Annotated in this window: 13 protein-coding genes; 8 read left to right on the forward strand and 5 right to left on the reverse strand. The window is 65.0% G+C overall.

Annotated elements, in window-relative coordinates; genetic code table 11:
* Positions 1-52: 52 nt before the first annotated feature.
* The 3 genes from tssG to CSQ95_RS18085 all read right to left on the reverse strand — a co-directional run bounded on the left by tssG (position 53) and on the right by CSQ95_RS18085 (position 3,789).
* Positions 53-1,093 (reverse strand): type VI secretion system baseplate subunit TssG, encoded by a 1,041-nt coding sequence (gene tssG, locus CSQ95_RS18075; protein ID WP_099410518.1) that lies wholly within the window; start codon positions 1,091-1,093, stop codon positions 53-55.
* Positions 1,057-2,898, reverse strand: a complete 1,842-nt coding sequence (gene tssF / locus CSQ95_RS18080) for a type VI secretion system baseplate subunit TssF (protein WP_099410519.1) — start codon at positions 2,896-2,898, stop codon at positions 1,057-1,059. Before tssF ends, tssG begins: the two co-directional genes overlap by 37 nt.
* A gap of 78 nt (positions 2,899-2,976) precedes the next feature.
* Positions 2,977-3,789: an outer envelope protein gene (locus tag CSQ95_RS18085; RefSeq protein ID WP_080753567.1), complete on the reverse strand. Its 813-nt coding sequence runs from the start codon at positions 3,787-3,789 to the stop codon at positions 2,977-2,979.
* A 440-nt stretch (positions 3,790-4,229) separates the two neighbouring features.
* Between CSQ95_RS18085 and CSQ95_RS18090 the strand changes: the two genes are divergently transcribed.
* The 6 genes from CSQ95_RS18090 (at position 4,230) to CSQ95_RS18115 (ending at position 11,551) form a co-directional block, all read left to right on the forward strand.
* Positions 4,230-5,744: an ABC transporter ATP-binding protein gene (locus CSQ95_RS18090; protein WP_099410612.1), complete on the forward strand. Its 1,515-nt coding sequence runs from the start codon at positions 4,230-4,232 to the stop codon at positions 5,742-5,744.
* Positions 5,737-6,813, forward strand: coding sequence for an ABC transporter permease (locus CSQ95_RS18095; protein ID WP_099410520.1), 1,077 nt, complete (start codon positions 5,737-5,739; stop codon positions 6,811-6,813). Before CSQ95_RS18090 ends, CSQ95_RS18095 begins: the two co-directional genes overlap by 8 nt.
* Positions 6,806-7,735: an ABC transporter permease gene (locus CSQ95_RS18100; RefSeq protein WP_099410521.1), complete on the forward strand. Its 930-nt coding sequence runs from the start codon at positions 6,806-6,808 to the stop codon at positions 7,733-7,735. Before CSQ95_RS18095 ends, CSQ95_RS18100 begins: the two co-directional genes overlap by 8 nt.
* Positions 7,736-7,756: 21 nt before the next feature.
* Positions 7,757-8,833 carry a BMP family ABC transporter substrate-binding protein gene (locus CSQ95_RS18105; protein WP_099410522.1) on the forward strand — a complete coding sequence of 359 codons (1,077 nt, stop codon included), beginning with the start codon at positions 7,757-7,759 and terminating at the stop codon, positions 8,831-8,833.
* 120 nt (positions 8,834-8,953) lie between these two features.
* Positions 8,954-9,790, forward strand: coding sequence for an HDOD domain-containing protein (locus tag CSQ95_RS18110; RefSeq protein WP_070218149.1), 837 nt, complete (start codon positions 8,954-8,956; stop codon positions 9,788-9,790).
* Between the two features lie 135 nt (positions 9,791-9,925).
* Positions 9,926-11,551: a M28 family peptidase gene (locus CSQ95_RS18115; protein ID WP_099410523.1), complete on the forward strand. Its 1,626-nt coding sequence runs from the start codon at positions 9,926-9,928 to the stop codon at positions 11,549-11,551.
* Between the two features lie 162 nt (positions 11,552-11,713).
* On the opposite strand, the gene CSQ95_RS18120 is transcribed toward CSQ95_RS18115, so the two are convergent.
* Together CSQ95_RS18120 and CSQ95_RS18125 are read right to left on the reverse strand one after the other, a co-directional pair.
* A complete protein-coding gene (locus CSQ95_RS18120) occupies positions 11,714-12,928 on the reverse strand; it encodes an MFS transporter (protein ID WP_099410613.1) in 1,215 nt (404 codons plus the stop codon).
* A 171-nt stretch (positions 12,929-13,099) separates the two neighbouring features.
* Positions 13,100-14,098, reverse strand: a complete 999-nt coding sequence (locus CSQ95_RS18125; RefSeq protein ID WP_099410524.1) for an LLM class flavin-dependent oxidoreductase — start codon at positions 14,096-14,098, stop codon at positions 13,100-13,102.
* Positions 14,099-14,314: 216 nt separating this feature from the next.
* On the opposite strand from CSQ95_RS18125, the gene CSQ95_RS18130 reads away from it, so the two are divergent.
* Positions 14,315-15,820: a dipeptidase gene (locus tag CSQ95_RS18130; protein ID WP_099410525.1), complete on the forward strand. Its 1,506-nt coding sequence runs from the start codon at positions 14,315-14,317 to the stop codon at positions 15,818-15,820.
* 194 nt (positions 15,821-16,014) lie between these two features.
* Positions 16,015-17,142, forward strand: coding sequence for a peptidase M24 (locus CSQ95_RS18135; RefSeq protein WP_099410614.1), 1,128 nt, complete (start codon positions 16,015-16,017; stop codon positions 17,140-17,142).
* The last annotated feature ends 23 nt before the right edge of the window (positions 17,143-17,165 follow it).

A 17,165-nucleotide genomic window follows, 5' to 3' on the forward strand; every position in this document is an offset into this window, starting at 1 on the left:
TTGGCCGACTGTAGCAATAGCGAACACAAGCGTTTTTGCGCGGCAACAAGATTCAATCGTTGAGTGAGGGCATCAATTGCATTTCGTAATGCATGTCATCGCGGTGGCGCGGCGTTGTTGCATCGCCGAGGAAACTGTTGCGGCCGAGGCCAGCTTGCCCGGTGGCCGTCAACGCCATTCCCCGCACATCGCTGGCGCGCAGCACCAGCACGATGTCGTAGCGCACGAGCGGCTGACGGAACAGCATCAGCATGTGCCGCAGCGCCGCGCTGGCCGGGGCGCGCGGCAGGAAGCCGGCGTGCTGTTCCGCAGTGAGCGGGCCGAGGCGCAGGTGCACGGCCAGGTCCGGGCGGCGGCAGCGCTCGCCGACGGTGGCGCGCTGGCCCAGCACGGCGTTTGCCATGCCCAGCGCCGTTTGTTCGCGCGGCGCCAGCACGTCCATGGCGCCCGTCGCCTCGTCGATATGGCAGGGCACGCCAAAGTGGTCGGCGAGGATGCGCGCCATGACGACGGACGAGATGTTGCGCTGCTGGAGCAAGCCGCTGTACAGGCCGGCGGCGGCCTCGTCCTGGCTCGGGCGGCATGCGGCCAGGGCCAGCAGGCGCGTCAGGAAGTCCCCGCTGTGGCCGGCTTGCTCGATGCGGTATTTTTGCCAGGCCTGGTAAAACAGGACGACGGCGCGGCTGGAAAACAGGTCGAGAAAAGCGCGCGGGCTATTCTCTCGTTCGCTGTACTGGTGCGCGGCAATGCGCTCCGAGTAGTGGCTGGGCAAGCTGCCCTGGCAACCCAGCAGGCCCATGAAGGTGGGCGTGATGTGGATATGGTGTACATGACCCGACAGCAGCGCCTGCAGCAAGGCATCGGCGTCGGCGATGCCGTTTGTCGTGAGCGTCTCGACCTGGCTGGCTGGAAAGCGCAGCGAGACGCTATTGTCGAAGCGCATGACCTTCGCCAGCGCCGCGTGTTCATCGATGCCGTGTTCGGCCAGCCAGGCCAGCAGCAGGCGCAGCACCTGGAAGCACTCGAAGCGCTGCGGCGCGTCGAGCAATTGCTGGATCACGCTGGCGTGGCGTCGGCGCTGCGTTCTGGGCATCGTAGGATTTCCTCGCCGCTGCGATGGGACAGCAGCGTCAGTTGGCTAAAGCAGTTGAGCTGGCTGTTCAGGGCGAAGTAGCGCTGCAGCACCTGCGCGAAGATGTACACGCTGCTGCCGACAAACGCTTGCTCGTCAATGCCCAGGCGGATGGCGATGCCGGGCATCAGGGTGGGAAACGGCACGGTTGGCATCCACGCGCGCGTGCTGCCGTGCTCGAGCGTGACGATGCCCTGGATCAGCCGTTGCGTGGTGGGCGAATGGGGCAGGTCGTACAGACTCAGCATTTTCTGGAAGTCGCCCAGGCCAGCCTGCGTCAGGCTCGAGTAATTGAGCGACAGGTGCGCAATCAGGCGCCAATGCGTGTCCGCCAGGAAACGCATGCTGGGCGTGGGCTTGCGCAGGAAGCGCGCGGGGATGCCGTCGGGCACGTCTTCGGCCAGCAGGTCGCCGCTGGGCGAGCCATAGTGCAGCTGCGTGGGCAAGTCGCGGTTGCTGCACAGCAGCTGCGTCGAAACGGTGGCGCAGGCCGCGCTGCCCGGCGAAAACTGCGGGTCGATCAGGCTCAGGCGCATTTCATGGCCGGGGCTGACGGCCGCCACGGCTTCGTCGCGGTGCGCCAGCCAGTATTGGCCATGCTCAGTCCGAGAACCCTGCGGCGTGGCATACAGCGGCAAGAAGGTGCTCAGACGCTCGCCGGCCTCGTCCTTGCGCACCAGGGTGACGGTCTCGATGCTGTGGATGTCGTAGGCAAACGCATGCGTGGCATCGGCCACCAGCGCGTAGTCGGGCTCCGTGTGCGTGAGGCGGATCGGCACGCCGGACTTGGCAAACAGGTTGACGACGGGCGTGCAGCCGGGCAGCAGGTTGTCGCGGCTGACGCCGGACAGGAGCCGCGCCTCGTGGCTGTCGCTGCGCACGCCTTTGAGCGGCAGGTGCAAGGTGAACTGGCGGCACTGTTTCGGCAGCAAGGCGGCCAGCAGGGACCAGGCGACATCGATGAAATGGAATTTTTCCGGGAAGGCGAAATACTCGGTCAGCAGGCGCAGGGCCGGGTGCGAGCGGGCGGAAACGGGGATCAGCGCATCGTCGTCGGCATAGCCGGCCGGCGCCATCGGCGTGCCGTCGACGGCCAGCCACGGACTGTGTTCGTCCAGCGCCACATACGCGCCCATGCCGCGCAGGAACAGGGCGTCGAGCAGGGCCGCGCGCACGGACGGTTCGCCATCGGCAAACAGGCGCAGGCTGGACAAGCCGGCCTGGTCCAGTTGGTAGTTGTCGCTGCTGCTGGTGAACTGAATGCTGAGCAAGGCGCTGGCGCCGGCGGGCAGGCGCAGGCCGGGCGGCGCGTCGATGAGCGGCGAAAAATGCAGGCGAGAAATAGCCAGCGGCGCCAGGGTCACGTCATACGCGCTGGTGAATTTGCAGGCCACGCCCTGCACCGGCTGCGAGCGCAGCACGGTGCCGCGCGCCACATGCGCCACCTGGGCCAGCTGGCCGCCGCCCGGCGCTTCGTCTGCCGCGATGCGCACGATGGAGCATGAGGGAAAGGGCCGCAGATAGTGCGGGTACAAAGTTTCCAGCAGGGAATGGGTGAATTGCGGATAGGCGTCGTCGAGGCGCTTGGCGACCCTGGCCGTGAGCAGGGCGACGGACTGGATCAGGCGCTCGACGTGCGGGTCTTCACAGGTGTCTCCGGCGATCAGCAGGCGCCCGGCCGCTTTCGGATAGCGGCTGGAAAACTCGCGCGTGTACTGGCGGAACAGGCCCAGCTCACGCTCATAATACGGCAGCAGTTGTTCCACGGTCGCGCTCTCCGCCAGCAGGAAAGCTTCATGCTGGCATCAGGCGCGACGGTGGGTGTTGATACGTGACAATGATTCTTAGAAATGGTATTCCGCGCGTATCATCGGCGTCTTCGCCGTCTGGCCCACGTTGCCCGTGGTGGCGGGCGAGTTGCCGAACTTGTTCTTCCAGTACTGGTATTCGAGGCCCACGCGGAAGGTGTTCTTGGCGCTGCCCAGGGCCGCGCCCACGTCGTACATCACTTGCATGTCGATATTTGTTTCCACGGCCGTGTCGCGCCCCACTTCATCCTTGCCTTTCGAATCGATGAGGTTGAAGAAACCTTCGAACGAGAACAGCGGCGACAAGGGGATGGCCCAGGCGCCCGTCAGCATGGCGTGCGTTTTATACGTGTAGCGGCCCGTCACTTGCGAGATGGGCGGGAAGGCGCCGCTGGGGGCGTTGCTTTCGCGCAGCAATAGCAGGCTGGTGTTGAAGAAGCCGGGCACATCCCACATCAGGGTCGGGCCGGCCACCAGCATGCGCTTGCGCGAGTTGTAGCCGACGTCATTTTTCGTGTTGACGTCGAAGCCCAGGGTGACGCCGACGCCGCGCACGGGGCCGAACTTGATGTCGCTGCCGCGCACCTTGCCGATGTCGATGGTGTTGCGGTACACCAGGTACGCCTCTTGTGCGCCGGACGTTTTACCGAGCGCGCCGGGGTCCTTGCTGTCGGACATCAGGAAGTCCAGGTTGACGAAGTTGCTGCCGTATTTGTAGCCGCTGGCGTGCGTGATGGCAAAGATGTTTTTCTTGATGTCGTCCGGGTTGAACGGCTCGCGGTAGTCATTGCCGGCGCGCCAGCTCAGCGCGGTATCGCTCCATTCGGCAGCCTGGGCGGTCGCGCCCATGCCCAAGGTGGTAGTAAGGCAGAGCAACAGACACGGTATGGTTTTTGGCACTTTCGGCTCCTGATGGCGGTGTTGGAAAACGGGAAATGAAATAGCAGGGGGCGTAGCCCGCATGAAGCGCTGCGATGGGGCATATTGCGCGCCGTTCAATCCATGATGCGAGAAGCGCCGCGTCGGGCGATATGTCTTATCTGCATACTTACTATCAGTTCTTGCATATAATCATCGCACCTTCTCAGCCTTGCGGGGCAAGGCGGCCGCTGTAAAGCTGATAATTTTTTTCAAAATTGTATACAGGTGTTGTTTTTTTGTGGAAATGGAAATGCGCGCCGCCGCGTCATCCCCCAAGCGCCGCGGATGCCGATACGATAGAGACAAGAGCTTGAATTTTTCCACCGGCGATGATGCCGGCGACCCCGCAGCGAGGCACGAAAAAAACAATGACGGCACGCCTGGAATTACACGACATCAGCAAGCGCTATCCGGCCGTGGTGGCCAATGACGGCATCGACCTCACCGTTGCGCCCGGACAAATTCACGCCGTGCTCGGCGAAAACGGCGCCGGCAAATCGACCTTGATGAAAATCATCTACGGCGCCGTGCAGCCCGATCGCGGCCGCATCGTGTGGAATGGCCGCGAGGTGGACATCGCCAATCCGTCGGCCGCGCGCGCGCTGGGCATCGCCATGGTGTTCCAGCACTTTTCGTTGTTCGATACCTTGACGGTCACGGAAAACATCGCCCTCGGCTTGCCCGCCGGCACCAACATGGCGGAGCTGGCCCAGCGCATCGAAGACACAGCGCGCCAGTACGGCCTGGACCTGGAACCGCAGCGCCACGTGCACACGCTTTCCGTCGGCGAATGCCAGCGCGTGGAAATCGTGCGTGCCTTGCTGGCCAAGCCGCAACTGCTGATCCTCGATGAGCCGACGTCCGTGCTGACGCCGGGCGCCGTGGAAAAGCTGTTCGCTACCCTGCGCCTGCTGGCGGCCGAAGGTTGCAGCATCCTGTACATCAGCCACAAGCTCGACGAGATCCGCGCCCTGTGCCATACGTGCACCGTGGTGCGCGCCGGCAAGAACGCGGGCGTGTGCGACCCCTCGCAAGAGTCGGCGGCCAGCCTGTCGCGCATGATGATCGGCGCGGAGCCACCCGCCGTCACGCGCGTGGCGCGCACGCCCGGCGCCGCCATGTTGAGCGTGCGCAATCTGGATTTGCCGAAGAGCCATCCGTTCGCCACGCAATTGATCGATATCCATTTCGACGTGCGGGCGGGCGAGATCGTCGGCATCGCTGGCGTGTCCGGCAATGGCCAGCAGGAATTGCTGGCCGCCCTGTCGGGCGAGGACATGCGCGCGGCCCCCGCCAGCATCGTGCTCAACGGCACGCCTGCCGGCCGCCTGCCGCCGGGCCGCCGGCGCGCCCTCGGTTTTGGCTTCGTGCCGGAGGAAAGGCTGGGACGCGGCGCCGTGCCCGACATGGGGCTGGCCGACAACGTGTTGTTGAGCTTGCAGACCCCCGCCACCATCCGCCACGGTTTCCTGCGCCGTGGCGCGATCGCGCAGCGGGCGGCCGCCATCATTGCCCGCTTCCAGGTGAAGGCGGGCGGGCCGCAGGCGCTGGCGCGCAGCTTGTCTGGAGGCAACTTGCAGAAATACATAGTCGGGCGCGAAGTCATGCGCGAACCCACGGTGCTGGTGGTGGCGCAGCCGACCTGGGGCGTGGACGTGGGCGCGGCCGCGCAAATCCGCGCCGAACTGCTGGCGCTGCGCGACGCTGGCTGTGCCTTGCTCATCGTGTCGGAGGAACTCGATGAGTTGTTCGAAATCAGCGACCGCCTGCTGGTGATGGCAAAAGGAAAGATTTCACCGTCGCTGGACGTGGGCGAAGCCAGCGTGGATCTCGTTGGGCAATGGATGAGCGGGCTGTGGCCGCAGGAGGCTGCCCATGGCTAAGTTTGCCTTGCGCCTGGAAGCCCGTCCTGCACCGTCGCGCCTGATGTCGTGGCTGTCGCCCGTGCTGGCCGTGCTGTTGACCGTGCTGTGCGGCGCGCTGCTGTTTATCGCGCTGGGACATGATCCCTTGGCGGGCCTGGCCGTCTTCTTCGTCGAACCCTTGCGCGACGCGCATGGCTGGTCCGAGCTGGGTATCAAGGTGGCGCCTTTGCTGCTGATCGCCGTCGGCCTGGCCATCTGCTTTCGCGCCAACATCTATAACATCGGCGCGGAAGGGCAGCTGACCCTGGGCGCCATCTGCGGCGGCGCGGCGGCCCTGTACCTCGATGATGGCGTGGGGGGCGCGGCCATCATCGGCATTTCCCTGCTGGCCGGCATGGCGGGCGGCATGGCGTGGGCGGGCCTGGTGGCCTGGCTGCGCGACCGCTACAACGCCAGCGAAATCCTCGTCTCGCTGATGCTGGTCTACATCGCGCAATTGCTGCTCAGCTATCTCGTGTATGGCGTGCTGCGCGACCCGGAAGGGTTCAATTTTCCCCAGTCGAAACTGCTGTCCGACGGCTTGCTGTTGCCGATGGTGATCAGCGACACGCGCTTGCACGTGGGAATCGTGTTTGCCTTGCTGGCCTCGCTGGGCGGCTGGCTGTATCTGTCGCGCAGCATTGCCGGTTTCCGCCTGCGCGTGGGCGGCATGGCACCGGCCGCCGCTCGGTATGCGGGCTTTTCCTCGCGCAAGACCTTATGGTCGTCCCTGCTGATCTGCGGCGCCCTGTCCGGCCTGGCGGGTGCCTGCGAAGTGCTGGGACCGATGGGGCAGCTCACGCCCACCGTGTCGCCCGGCTACGGCTTTGCCGCCATCATCGTCGCCTTCGTGGGGCGGCTGCATCCCGTGGGCGTGATTTTTTCCAGCTTCGTCATGGCCCTGTTCTATATCGGCGGCGAACTGGCGCAGTCGCGCCTCGGTTTGCCCAGCGCGATTACGGGCGTGTTCCAGGGCATCTTGCTGTTCGCCTTGCTCGCTTGCGACGTGCTGATCCAATACAAACTGCGCTGGAGGAAACATGGATAACCTGGCCCTGACGATAGCGCCCTTGATTGCCGCCAGCATCAACGCGGGCACGCCGCTGATGCTGGCCGCGCTCGGTTTATTGGTGAATGAAAAGGCGGGCGTGGTGAACCTGGGCGCGGAAGGCATGATGCTGGTGTCGGCCATCACGGGCTTTGCCGTGGCCGTCAACACGGGCAGCCCCACCCTGGGCTTTCTGGCGGGGGCGGGCGCCAGCATGGTGCTGTCCGGTTTCTTTGCCTGGCTGACCGTGTGGCTGGGCACGAACCAGTACGCGACGGGCCTGGCTTTATCTCTGTTCGGCGCGGGCGCGTCCACGTACATCGGCCTGAAGTACGTGGGCAACAGCTTGCAGAACGGCCGCTTCGGCATCCCTTTATTTGAAGACATTCCCGTGCTGGGGCCGGCCCTGTTCCGCCAGCATCCGATGGTGTATCTGTCGCTCCTGCTGTGCGTGGCCATCGCCTGGTTTCTGTACCGCACGCGGGCAGGATTGGTGCTGCGCGCCGTGGGCGAGTCGCCCGCGTCCGCGCATGCGCTCGGCTATCCCGTGCGGCGCATCCGCCTGGCGGCCGTGCTGTTCGGCGGCGCCTGCTGCGGCCTGGCCGGCGCGTTTTTGTCGCTCGTGTACACGCCGCTGTGGGTCGAGGGCATGGTGGCGGGACGGGGCTGGATCGCGCTGGCGCTGACCACGTTTGCCACCTGGCGCCCGGCGCGCGTGGTGGGCGGCGCCTACCTGTTCGGCGGCATCACGATATTGACGTTCCATGCGCAGGCGCTGGGCGTGCCCGTCGCTTCGCAGCTGCTGTCGATGCTGCCGTATCTGGCGGCCATCGTCGTGCTCGTGCTCATTTCCAGCAATGCCAATTACATCAAGCTCAACATGCCCGCTTCGCTGGGGAAAAATTTCAATCCCGGAAATTAATCACTCACCACAAGGAAAACCATGTCCAAGAAACTAGTATGCGCTGCCGTTTGCAGTGTTGTTTTGATGCCCGTCATGGCTGCCGCACCGGCCACCGTTCCGCTGAACGTCGGCTTCGTGTATATCAGCCCCATCGGCGACGCGGGCTGGACCACCCAGCACGACCAGGCGCGCAAGGAAATGGAAAAGGCGCTGGGCAACAAGATCAGCACCAGGTTTGTGGAAAACGTGCCGGAGAGCGCCGATGCGGAACGGGTGATCCGCGACCTGGCGCAAACGGGCAGCAAGCTGGTCATCACGACTTCGTTCGGCTACATGAATCCCACCTTGAAAGTGGCGAAACAATTTCCTAATGTGAAGTTCATCCATCTGACTGGCTACAAGACGGCCGTCAACGTGGCCAACACGAATGCCCGTTTCTACGAAGGCCGCTACCTGGCCGGCGTATTGGCGGGCAAGATGAGCAAGACCCACGTGGCCGGTTATGTGGCGGCATTCCCCATCCCGGAAGTGTTGCAGGGAGTGAACGCCTTCACGCGCGGCATGCGCAGCGTCGACCCGAAGGCGGAAGTGAAAGTGGTGTGGGTCAATAGCTGGTTCGATCCGGGCAAGGAACGCGACGCGGCCATCACCCTGATCGGCCAGGGCGCCGACGTGGTCACCCACCACACGGACTCGACCGCCGTGGTGCAGGCGGCGGAAGAGAAGGGCAAGTATGCGATCGCCTACCACTCGGACATGAAAAAGTACGGGCCGAAGGCGCAGCTGGCCGCCGTCACCCACCACTGGGGCGACTACTACACGAAGCAGGCGCAGGCCGTGCTGGACGGCACGTGGAAGTCCAGCAGCACCTGGGGCGGCATCAAGGATGGCATGGTCAAGCTGGAAGGCATCAATGCGGCCGTGCCCGCCGACGTGAAACAGTTTATATTGGCGCGCGAGAAAGACTTGGTTGCTGGTAAGCTCAATCCTTTCAGCGCGCCGATCAAGGATAACGATGGCAAGGTGCGCCTGGACAAAGGCGTGCTCGACGATGCGGCGCTGACGAAGATGGATTATTTTGTCGAAGGCGTGGCAGGGAAAGTTTCCGGAAAGTAATAGGGTTGCGTATAAACTTGCTGTAATATTGCCGGAAACGGGAGCCAGGCCGGGGATACATGCGCGTTCCCGGCCCACCCACACAGCAGAGCCTAATAGGCCCGTACCGGAGATTGACCCATGGACAGACTGGAAGTATTCAAGATTATCGCGTTGCAAGCGAGCAAGGGCGAGCTGACGTTCCCCGCCAACGTCAAGGCCACCTTGAAGCTGCAGGAAGCGCTGGACGACCCCGATTGCCATATCGAAGCGGCCGCCCGCATGGTCATGGCCGAGCCGCTGCTGTCGGCGCGGGTCGTGGCATTGGCCAACTCGGCCGCCTACAACCGTTCCGGCAATGAAATCGCCAATGTGCGCGCAGCCGTTTCGCGCCTGGGCTTTGCCACCTTGAAATCGATGGTGGCGTCCGTCATCGTGCGCCAGCTGGGCAGCCAGATCACGGACCCGCAATTGCGCGCCAAGGCGGCCAGGCTGTGGGAACATACGGCCCACGTGGCCGCGCTGAGCCAGGTTATCGCCCGGAAAGTCACGCACGTGGACGTGGAAACGGCCATGTTCGCCGCCATCGTGCACGAGGTGGGCGGCTTTTATCTGCTGTCGCGCGCCGAGGAATATCCGGGCCTGCTCGACGACAATACCGAAGACTGGATCGAATACGGCGAAAAGCTGATCGGCCGCGGCGTGCTGCGCCAGCTGCAAGTGCCGGACATGGTCTTGCAGGCCGTGGAAGGCATGTGGCACGGCGGCAGCACGTTTCCGCCCCGCACCCTGGGCGCGACCCTGGTGCTGGCCAACGATCTGTCGCCCGTCGGCTCGCCCCTGCACCCGCCGGAAAGCGCCGCGCGGCGCCAGGCGGCGGCGAAGATCGACTTCGGCATCGGCGGCAGCACCCTACACACGATACTCGAGGAATCGGCCGAAGAGATCGAATCGCTGGCGGCCGCCTTGCTCGTGTAATTTACTCGGCCATGACATCCCCGCCTTGCTGCGGGGATTTTTTTCGTCCGCATTTTGCCGCGCCTTCCCCATGGCATACAATCGCCGGCCCGGCTATCCGCCGGACTGAATGCCTCCTCTTATCCAAAGGATCTTATGCAGAAGCTGTTTTCTTCCCTGGCCTTGACTGCGCTGACGTTTTCCGCCCAGGCCGCTACCGGTTTGCCCGTGGTGCAGGAAGCGCCCTTGCGCGCCCACCTGGCCTTCCTGTCCAACGATTTGCTCGAAGGCCGGGGCACGGGCCAGCGCGGCGCCGACCTGACGGTGGCGTACCTGGAAACCCAGGCGCAGATGGCGGGCCTGCAACCCGTGCGCGGCAACAGCTACCGCCAGAGCGTGCAGATCGCCGGCGTGAAGTCGCTGCCGGCCGAGAGCAGCCTGCAGGCCGTGGCCGGCGGCAAGGCAGTGCCGCTGGCGTTCGGCCCCGACTGGGTCTGGGCCACGGGCGACTCCGTTGCCACGCACACGTTCGACGCGCCGCTCGTCTTCGTCGGCTACGGCATCACGGCGCCGGAAGAGGACTGGAACGATTTCAAGGGCGCCGATGTCAAAAACAAGATCGTCGTCATGATGGTCAACGACCCGCAGCCGACCGCGCTTGATCCGAACCGCTTTGCCGGCAAGGCGCTGACCTATTACGGCCGCTGGACGTATAAATTCGAGGAAGCCAGGCGCCAGGGCGCCGCGGGCGTCTTGCTGATCCACACGAAACCGTCGGCCTCGTACGACTGGAGCGTCGTGCAGAACAGCTGGAGCGGCAGCGAACGCTTCCAGTTGGCGGACCGCACGGCCGGCACGCCTCTGCAAGGCTGGATCGCGGAAGATGCGGCGCGCCGCTTGTTTGCTGCGGGCGGGCAAGATCTGGACGCCTTGCGCGTCAAAGCGGAAAACAAGGATTTCCAGGCCGTCGCCTTGAACGCCAAGCTGTCGGGCGAGATGAAGTCCATCGTGCGCAAGGTGGAGCAATTTAATATCGCCGGCATGGTGCCGGGCACCGACCCGGCATTGAAAGATGAAGCCGTCATCTACAGCGGCCACTGGGATCATCTGGGCAAGCAGGGTAAGGATGACGAAAAAGCGGGCGACACCATCTACAACGGCGCCGTCGACAACGCTTCCGGCATTGCCGGCTTGCTGGCCATGGCGCAGGAAGCCGTCAAGAAACCGGCGAAGCGCACGCAGATCTTCCTGTGGGTGGCGGCCGAGGAGCAGGGCTTGCTGGGCAGCGGCGCCTACGCGGCCGACCCGCTGTGGCCGCTGGACAAGACGGCCGCCGCGCTGAATCTCGACAGCCTGAACTTCGTGGGCGCCACGCATGACATCGGCGCGCAGGGCAGCGAGCGCACGGAGCTGGGGGCGATGGCGGCGGCAACCGCCAAAGCCATGGGCATGCACATTGCTGCCGTGCGTCCCGACCTGGCCGGCGGCTATTTCCGCAGCGACCATTTCAGCTTTGCCAAGGCGGGCGTGCCCGCGTTTTCCATCAATGGCGGACGCGAGTACATCAAGGACGTGGCAGCGTCGAAAGCCAAGGCGGCCGCCTACGGCCCCCGCTACCATCAGGTGACCGATGAGTACGACGCCAGCTGGGATCTGTCCGGCATGACGCAGCAGGCGCAATTCACCTTGAACCTGGGGCAAGCCGTGGCGAATGCGGCCAGAATGCCGGCCTGGAAGGCGGGCGATGCGTTTGGCAAGGCGCGCGGGCCGGCCGCGAAATAAGACGTGGTCTGTGCAAACAACGTTGTCGGATTACGCGCGGCCTCGCCGCACCTCGGCGGCCCCGCTAATCCGACCTACGCCTGTTCGCTTGGAGCAAGTGCGTAGGTCGGGTTAGCGCGCCAGCGCGTAACCCGACAACATTGTTGGCCCGGCAGCGCCGGATCAAGCCGCCCGTTCCAGCCTGCGCTGCGTATGCCGGTACTTGCTCCACACGATCAGCAGCAACAGCGGCATGGCGCCGCCGACCGTGCACAGGGCTGGCCAGCCGCCGGCGGCAAAGCTGGCGCTGGCCAGCGCGGAGCCAGCCGAGGCGCCGATGAAGCCGCCCGCGATGAAGACAGTGGTGACCCGCGCCCGCGCATGCGGAGCCAGTTTATAGATGATGGACTGGTGCGTCACTTGCAAACCCATCACGCCCATGTCCAGCAGCACGATGCCGATCAACAGCAGCGCCAGCGAATGGGCGCCGAAGCCGATCAGGGCCCAGCCCGCGATCGAGGCGACGGCCAGCAGCCACGTGGCCTGGCGCGCATAGCCGCGGTCGGCCATGCGGCCCGCCGTATTCGCGGCAAAGGCGCCCGTGGCGCCGGCCAGGCCGAACAGGCCGATCTGCATTTCCGAATAGTGGTATGGCGCGCCGCTGAGCAAGAAGGTCAGGCCCGTCCAGAACACGCTGAAGGTGCCCAGGCCCAGGCCCGAGAACAGGGCGCGCTGGCGCAGCAAGGGTTCCTGGCGGATGATGTCGGCCAGGGAAGCCATCAGCTTGCCGTACTGCAGCTTGCCGCGCGGCGCTTCGTTCGGCAGGATGCGGCGCAGCATGACGAGCAGGGCGGCCACGACGATGGCGGCCAGCACGTAGACGGTGCGCCAGCCGCCGCTGATCTGCGACACGGTGCCGGAGACGGTACGCGCCAGCAAGATGCCCAATAATAAACCCGTCATGACGGTGCCCACCATGCGGCCCCGGCTGTGGTCGGGCGCATACGAAGCCACCATGGCCGTGACCACCATCAAGGCGCTGGCCGTGATCCCCATCAAGACGCTGGCGACGGCAAAGACGATAATATTCTGGCTGGTGGCGGCCAGCAACAGGGCACCGATCTTGGCAATCAGCATCCACGTCAGCAACTGGCGGCGGTTCAGTACGTCACTGAGGGGGACCAAAAACACGATGCCCAGCACATAGCCGATCTGCGTGGCCGTGACCAGGTAGCCCGCTTGCGGCACGCTTACGCCAAACGAGGCGGCCAGCATGGACGTGAGCGGCTGCACATAGTACAGACTGGCGACGAGCACGCCGGCGGACAGGGCGAACAACAGGATGCGGGTGGAGCTCAGCAGGGTGCTGGCATCGACGGACGAGGGTGCGGATTTCATGCGGTACAACTTTCTTGGAATGATGCTTTTGGATGAGCATGATAGCGGGGCTGCGCATTTCTTGCCGGGCGCGGCCGATTTTGTGACTGGACGCGAGCAAAAAAATCCCGGCGATCGTTGCCGACGGCCGGGAAAAGGGTATTTGGGGAAATACCGAGGAAGACAGTGAAGTTACTGCGCGCGCGCCAGCTCCGCACGCACTTGCGCCGTGATTTCATACGAGCGTAGGCGGTGCTGGTGCTCGAAGATCTGCGAAGTGATCATCAGTTCGTCGGCACCCGTTTCGGCGATGAAAGCGGCCATCTTGGCCTTGACGGTGTCCGGCGCGCCGATGGCCGTGCAGGACAGGACGGCATCGAGCATGGCGCGTTCCTGCGGGCCCAGCTGTTCCAGGTAACCGGGCACGGGCGGCTGCAAGCGTGACGGGCGGCCCGTGCGCAGGTTGACGAATGCCTGTTGCATCGACGTGGCGCGCAAGTGCGCCTCGGCATCCGTGTCGGCGGCGAAGACGTTAAAGCCCAGCATCACGTACGGTTTTGCCAATTGCTTCGACGGCTTGAAGTGTTCGCGGTAATAGGCCACGGCTTGCATCATCATCTGCGGCGCGAAGTGCGAGGCGAACGCATACGGCAAGCCCAGGTGGGCGGCCAGCTGGGCGCCGAACAGGCTCGACCCGAGTATCCATACAGGCACTTTCGCGCCCTTGCCGGGCACGGCCAGCACGCGCTGGCGCGGCTCGTCGGACATATAGTCGATCAATTCCAGCACGTCCTGCGGAAACTGTTCTGCGTCGGACTGCAGGTCGCGGCGCAGGGCGCGCGCCGTCGTCTGGTCGGAGCCGGGCGCGCGGCCCAGGCCCAGGTCGATGCGGCCCGGGTGCAGCGCTTCCAGCGTGCCGAACTGTTCCGCGATGACGAGCGGCGAGTGGTTCGGCAGCATCACGCCGCCCGCGCCCACGCGGATGGTCTTGGTGCCGGCCGCCACATGGGCGATGACGACGGCCGTGGCGGCGCTGGCGATGCCGGGCATGCCGTGGTGTTCGGCCAGCCAGTAGCGGTTGTAGCCCCAGCGTTCGCCGTGCTGCGCCAGGTCCAGCGTGTTCTTGAACGACTGGCTGGCGTTGCTGCCTTCGGCGATGGGCGCGAGGTCGAGTATGGAAAATGGAATCATGGTAGCGATATCGGGACGTGGTGGAAAATCACAATGGACGATTTGTCTATCCCCTGACGCTGGCAGGGTCACCCATGACGGCGTGGCGGGGAAGACAGGCTGTGCACATGATAATGCGAATCGGGAATTTGCGTACTGATCGGTAAAAAACTCGTGTCGATTGGAAATTGGCGTGGGCGATGCTAGAGTGGGCCTCCCCACTTCACGCGCCCCGCCATGTTCAAGAAACCCCTGCTGTTGTCCCTGCTTGGCCTGCTGCTGCAGCCCTCCGTTCACGCCGCCCCCGTCAGCCCGCAGGCGCAGGAGACGGCCCGCTACGCGCTGGCCACCTATCCCGAACCGCTGATCGCCAGCCTGGCAAAGATGGTCAGTTTCAACACGGTGGCCGACCCGGCCGTGCCGTTTGCCGACAATCCCCAGCACACGGGTTTTAAACGCTACCTGGCGGCCGAGGCGCAGCGCCTCGGTTTCGATTTCCACGATCATGGCTACGTGGTGATCATCGGCATGGGCAAGGGCAGCGAGCGGGTGGGCGTGATCACGCACGGCGACGTGCAGCCCGTCAATCCCGCCACATGGGCCCGTTCGCCGTTCGAGCTGGACCGTACCAGCGAACCGGGCAAACTGCTGGGACGGGGCACGGAAGACGACAAGGGCCCCATCGCCACGGCCCTGTACGCGATGAAAGCCATCCAGGACAAGCAAGTGCCGCTGAGCAAGCGCATCGAGCTGTACGTGTACATGGCCGAGGAGTCGGACTGGGAACCGCTGAAACAGTTCCTCAAGACCCACACGCCGCCGCAAGTGAACATCACCATCGATGCGGAATATCCGGTGGTGACGGCCGAGAAGGGCTACGGCTCCATCAAGCTGACCTTGCCGCCGCGCACGGCCATGCCGGCCGACGGCGCCCCCGTGCTGAAGAGCCTGACGGGCGGCTTTTTCGGCAGCCAGATTCCGGAAGACGCCACCGCCGTGATCGAACGCGCGCCGGCCGCGCTGGACGCGGCCATCCGCGCCCGCGCGCAGCAGCAGAAGGGCATGCGCTACAGCTACGCGCGCGAGGGCGGCACCTTGACGGTGACGGCGCTGGGCGTGTCGGCCCACTCGTCAAAGCCGGAAGACGGCGTCAACGCTATCAGCATGCTGGCCGACGCCCTGGCCGTGCAGCCGTGGCAGGGCACGCAGGCGGCCGACATGCTGTCGTTCCTGAATGAACTGGTGGGTACCGGCATTTACGGCGAACGCTTCGGCCAGATCGCCTACCGCGACGGTTTCATGGGGCCGATGACGGTGGCGCCTACCGTGCTCAAGCAGCAAGGCGGCGAGCTGGAACTGAATATCAACTTGCGCCGTCCGCAAGGCAAGACGGCGGCCGTGCTGCAGCAGCAGGTGACGGCCGCCTTCGATGGCTGGAAGGCGCGGCGCCTGGTGCCGGCTGCGCTGCAGGTGCAGATCGGCGAGCCGTGGCTGCAGACGAACGCGCCGCAGATTCCCACTTTGCTGTCCGTCTTCGAGCACTACACGGGCATGGCGCATCCGCAACCGGTCGCCATCGGCGGCGGCACCAATTCGCGCCTGTTCCCGAACGCCGTCAGCTTCGGCCCGGCCATGCCGCACACTGTCTACACAGGGCATTCCGAGCACGAGTTCATCACGGAAAAACAGTTGCTGCTGAACTTGCAGATGTACACGGCCGTGCTGATCGAACTGGCGAAATAGGCGCTTGCAAAAATAGAGGGAAGTCATAGACTGCAAGCCGGAGACCAGTCCGGGCGCCGAACTTTTTATGCGCGTGCTGGTCTTACGTTTCCATGTAGGAAGGGAGCAGCTATGCATGAACAACAGGACGCCCGCCTGGCGCCAGGCAGGGCAGGCGGGGCGGTGCCGCGCCGGACGCCGCACGAGGGGTGGTCATGAACTGGCCGCTGGAACTGGAAGTGGCGCACAAGCTGGCGCAGATACGGGGCTGGCTGGAACAGGAGCGTGCCGGCGCCGTGCGCCTGCGGGGCGTGGACTGGTTTGCGTGGGCCACGGCGGGCGCGTCGAACAGCCATTGCCATACGGCCGAGTGCGGTTGCGCGGAAGTGTTGGTGACGCGCGACGCGGCCTACATCCTGACGGACGAAGCCGAAGCCATGCGCATGCGCGAAGAGGAAGTGCGCGGTCCATGGACGTGGCAGGTGTCGCCCTGGATGCAGCCGCAGCTGTATGAATTGCGCGAGCATTTCGTGCAGCATGCGGCTGGCGGCTTGCCTGTTTTGTCCGACCGGCCGGGCTTGCACGAACGCAGCCTGCCGGTGGCCCTGCGCGAAGAGCGGCTGGTGCTGCTGGAATCGGAGCAGCAGCGTTACCGGCTGGTGGGGCAGCAGGCTGCCGGCGCGGCCGCCGATGCGCTGCGCCAAGCCCGCCCCGACTGGAGCGAGCTGGAGCTGGCTGCCGCGTGCGTGCGCGCGCTGTCGCTGCGGGGTTTGCAAGCCGTGCACGTGCTGGTCAGCGGCGAAGACCGCCAGCGGCGGTACCGGCGCGCGCCGCCAGCCCAGGTGATGCTGGGTACGCAAGCCGTGCTGGCCCTGTGCGCGCGGCGCTTCGGCCTGTGCGCCAGCCTCAGCCGTCAACGGCGCTTCGGCCCGGCGCCGCGCCGCGCCGATGGCGTGGCCGTGGCCATGGACGATGCCGATGCTGCCATGCTGGCGCTGGAAGCGGTGGCGCTCGACGCGTGCGAAACGGGGCATGCGCTGAGCATGGTGTATCACGCGCTCGACAGCGCCTACGCCTATGCGGGCCAGCCCGACACTGTGCGCACCAGCCGGCAGGGCGGCATCCATGGCTACCTGGCGCCCGAAGTGGCGGCCGGCGCGCACACGGAAATCATCCTCAAGCGGGGCATGGCGCTGGCCTTCCACCCCAGCCTGCCCGGCAGCACGGTGGAGGACACGTTTTTGCTCGACGGCAGCCAATTGCACAACCTCACGCATGACCCGGCCTGGCCTTCGGCCGTGGTGCAGGGGCGCAGCCGGCCGCTGACCCTGGCGCTGGCCTGAGGCGGCTTGATGCGGCCAGGGGT

This window comes from Janthinobacterium sp. BJB304, assembly GCF_002735765.1.
Taxonomy (GTDB): domain Bacteria; phylum Pseudomonadota; class Gammaproteobacteria; order Burkholderiales; family Burkholderiaceae_D; genus Janthinobacterium.

Excerpts from the sequence above, each read along its gene's own strand:
- CSQ95_RS18110 (WP_070218149.1), top strand. The coding sequence starts at position 8,954 with ATGGACAGACTGGAAGTATTCAAGATTATCGCGTTGCAAGCGAGCAAG.
- CSQ95_RS18105 (WP_099410522.1), top strand. The coding sequence starts at position 7,757 with ATGTCCAAGAAACTAGTATGCGCTGCCGTTTGCAGTGTTGTTTTGATG.
- CSQ95_RS18090 (WP_099410612.1), top strand. The coding sequence starts at position 4,230 with ATGACGGCACGCCTGGAATTACACGACATCAGCAAGCGCTATCCGGCC.
- CSQ95_RS18095 (WP_099410520.1), top strand. The coding sequence starts at position 5,737 with ATGGCTAAGTTTGCCTTGCGCCTGGAAGCCCGTCCTGCACCGTCGCGC.
- CSQ95_RS18085 (WP_080753567.1), bottom strand. The coding sequence starts at position 3,789 with ATGGGCGCGACCGCCCAGGCTGCCGAATGGAGCGATACCGCGCTGAGC.
- CSQ95_RS18120 (WP_099410613.1), bottom strand. The coding sequence starts at position 12,928 with ATGAAATCCGCACCCTCGTCCGTCGATGCCAGCACCCTGCTGAGCTCC.
- tssG (WP_099410518.1), bottom strand. The coding sequence starts at position 1,093 with ATGCCCAGAACGCAGCGCCGACGCCACGCCAGCGTGATCCAGCAATTG.
- CSQ95_RS18135 (WP_099410614.1), top strand. The coding sequence starts at position 16,015 with ATGAACTGGCCGCTGGAACTGGAAGTGGCGCACAAGCTGGCGCAGATA.
- CSQ95_RS18125 (WP_099410524.1), bottom strand. The coding sequence starts at position 14,098 with ATGATTCCATTTTCCATACTCGACCTCGCGCCCATCGCCGAAGGCAGC.
- CSQ95_RS18115 (WP_099410523.1), top strand. The coding sequence starts at position 9,926 with ATGCAGAAGCTGTTTTCTTCCCTGGCCTTGACTGCGCTGACGTTTTCC.
- CSQ95_RS18130 (WP_099410525.1), top strand. The coding sequence starts at position 14,315 with ATGTTCAAGAAACCCCTGCTGTTGTCCCTGCTTGGCCTGCTGCTGCAG.
- CSQ95_RS18100 (WP_099410521.1), top strand. The coding sequence starts at position 6,806 with ATGGATAACCTGGCCCTGACGATAGCGCCCTTGATTGCCGCCAGCATC.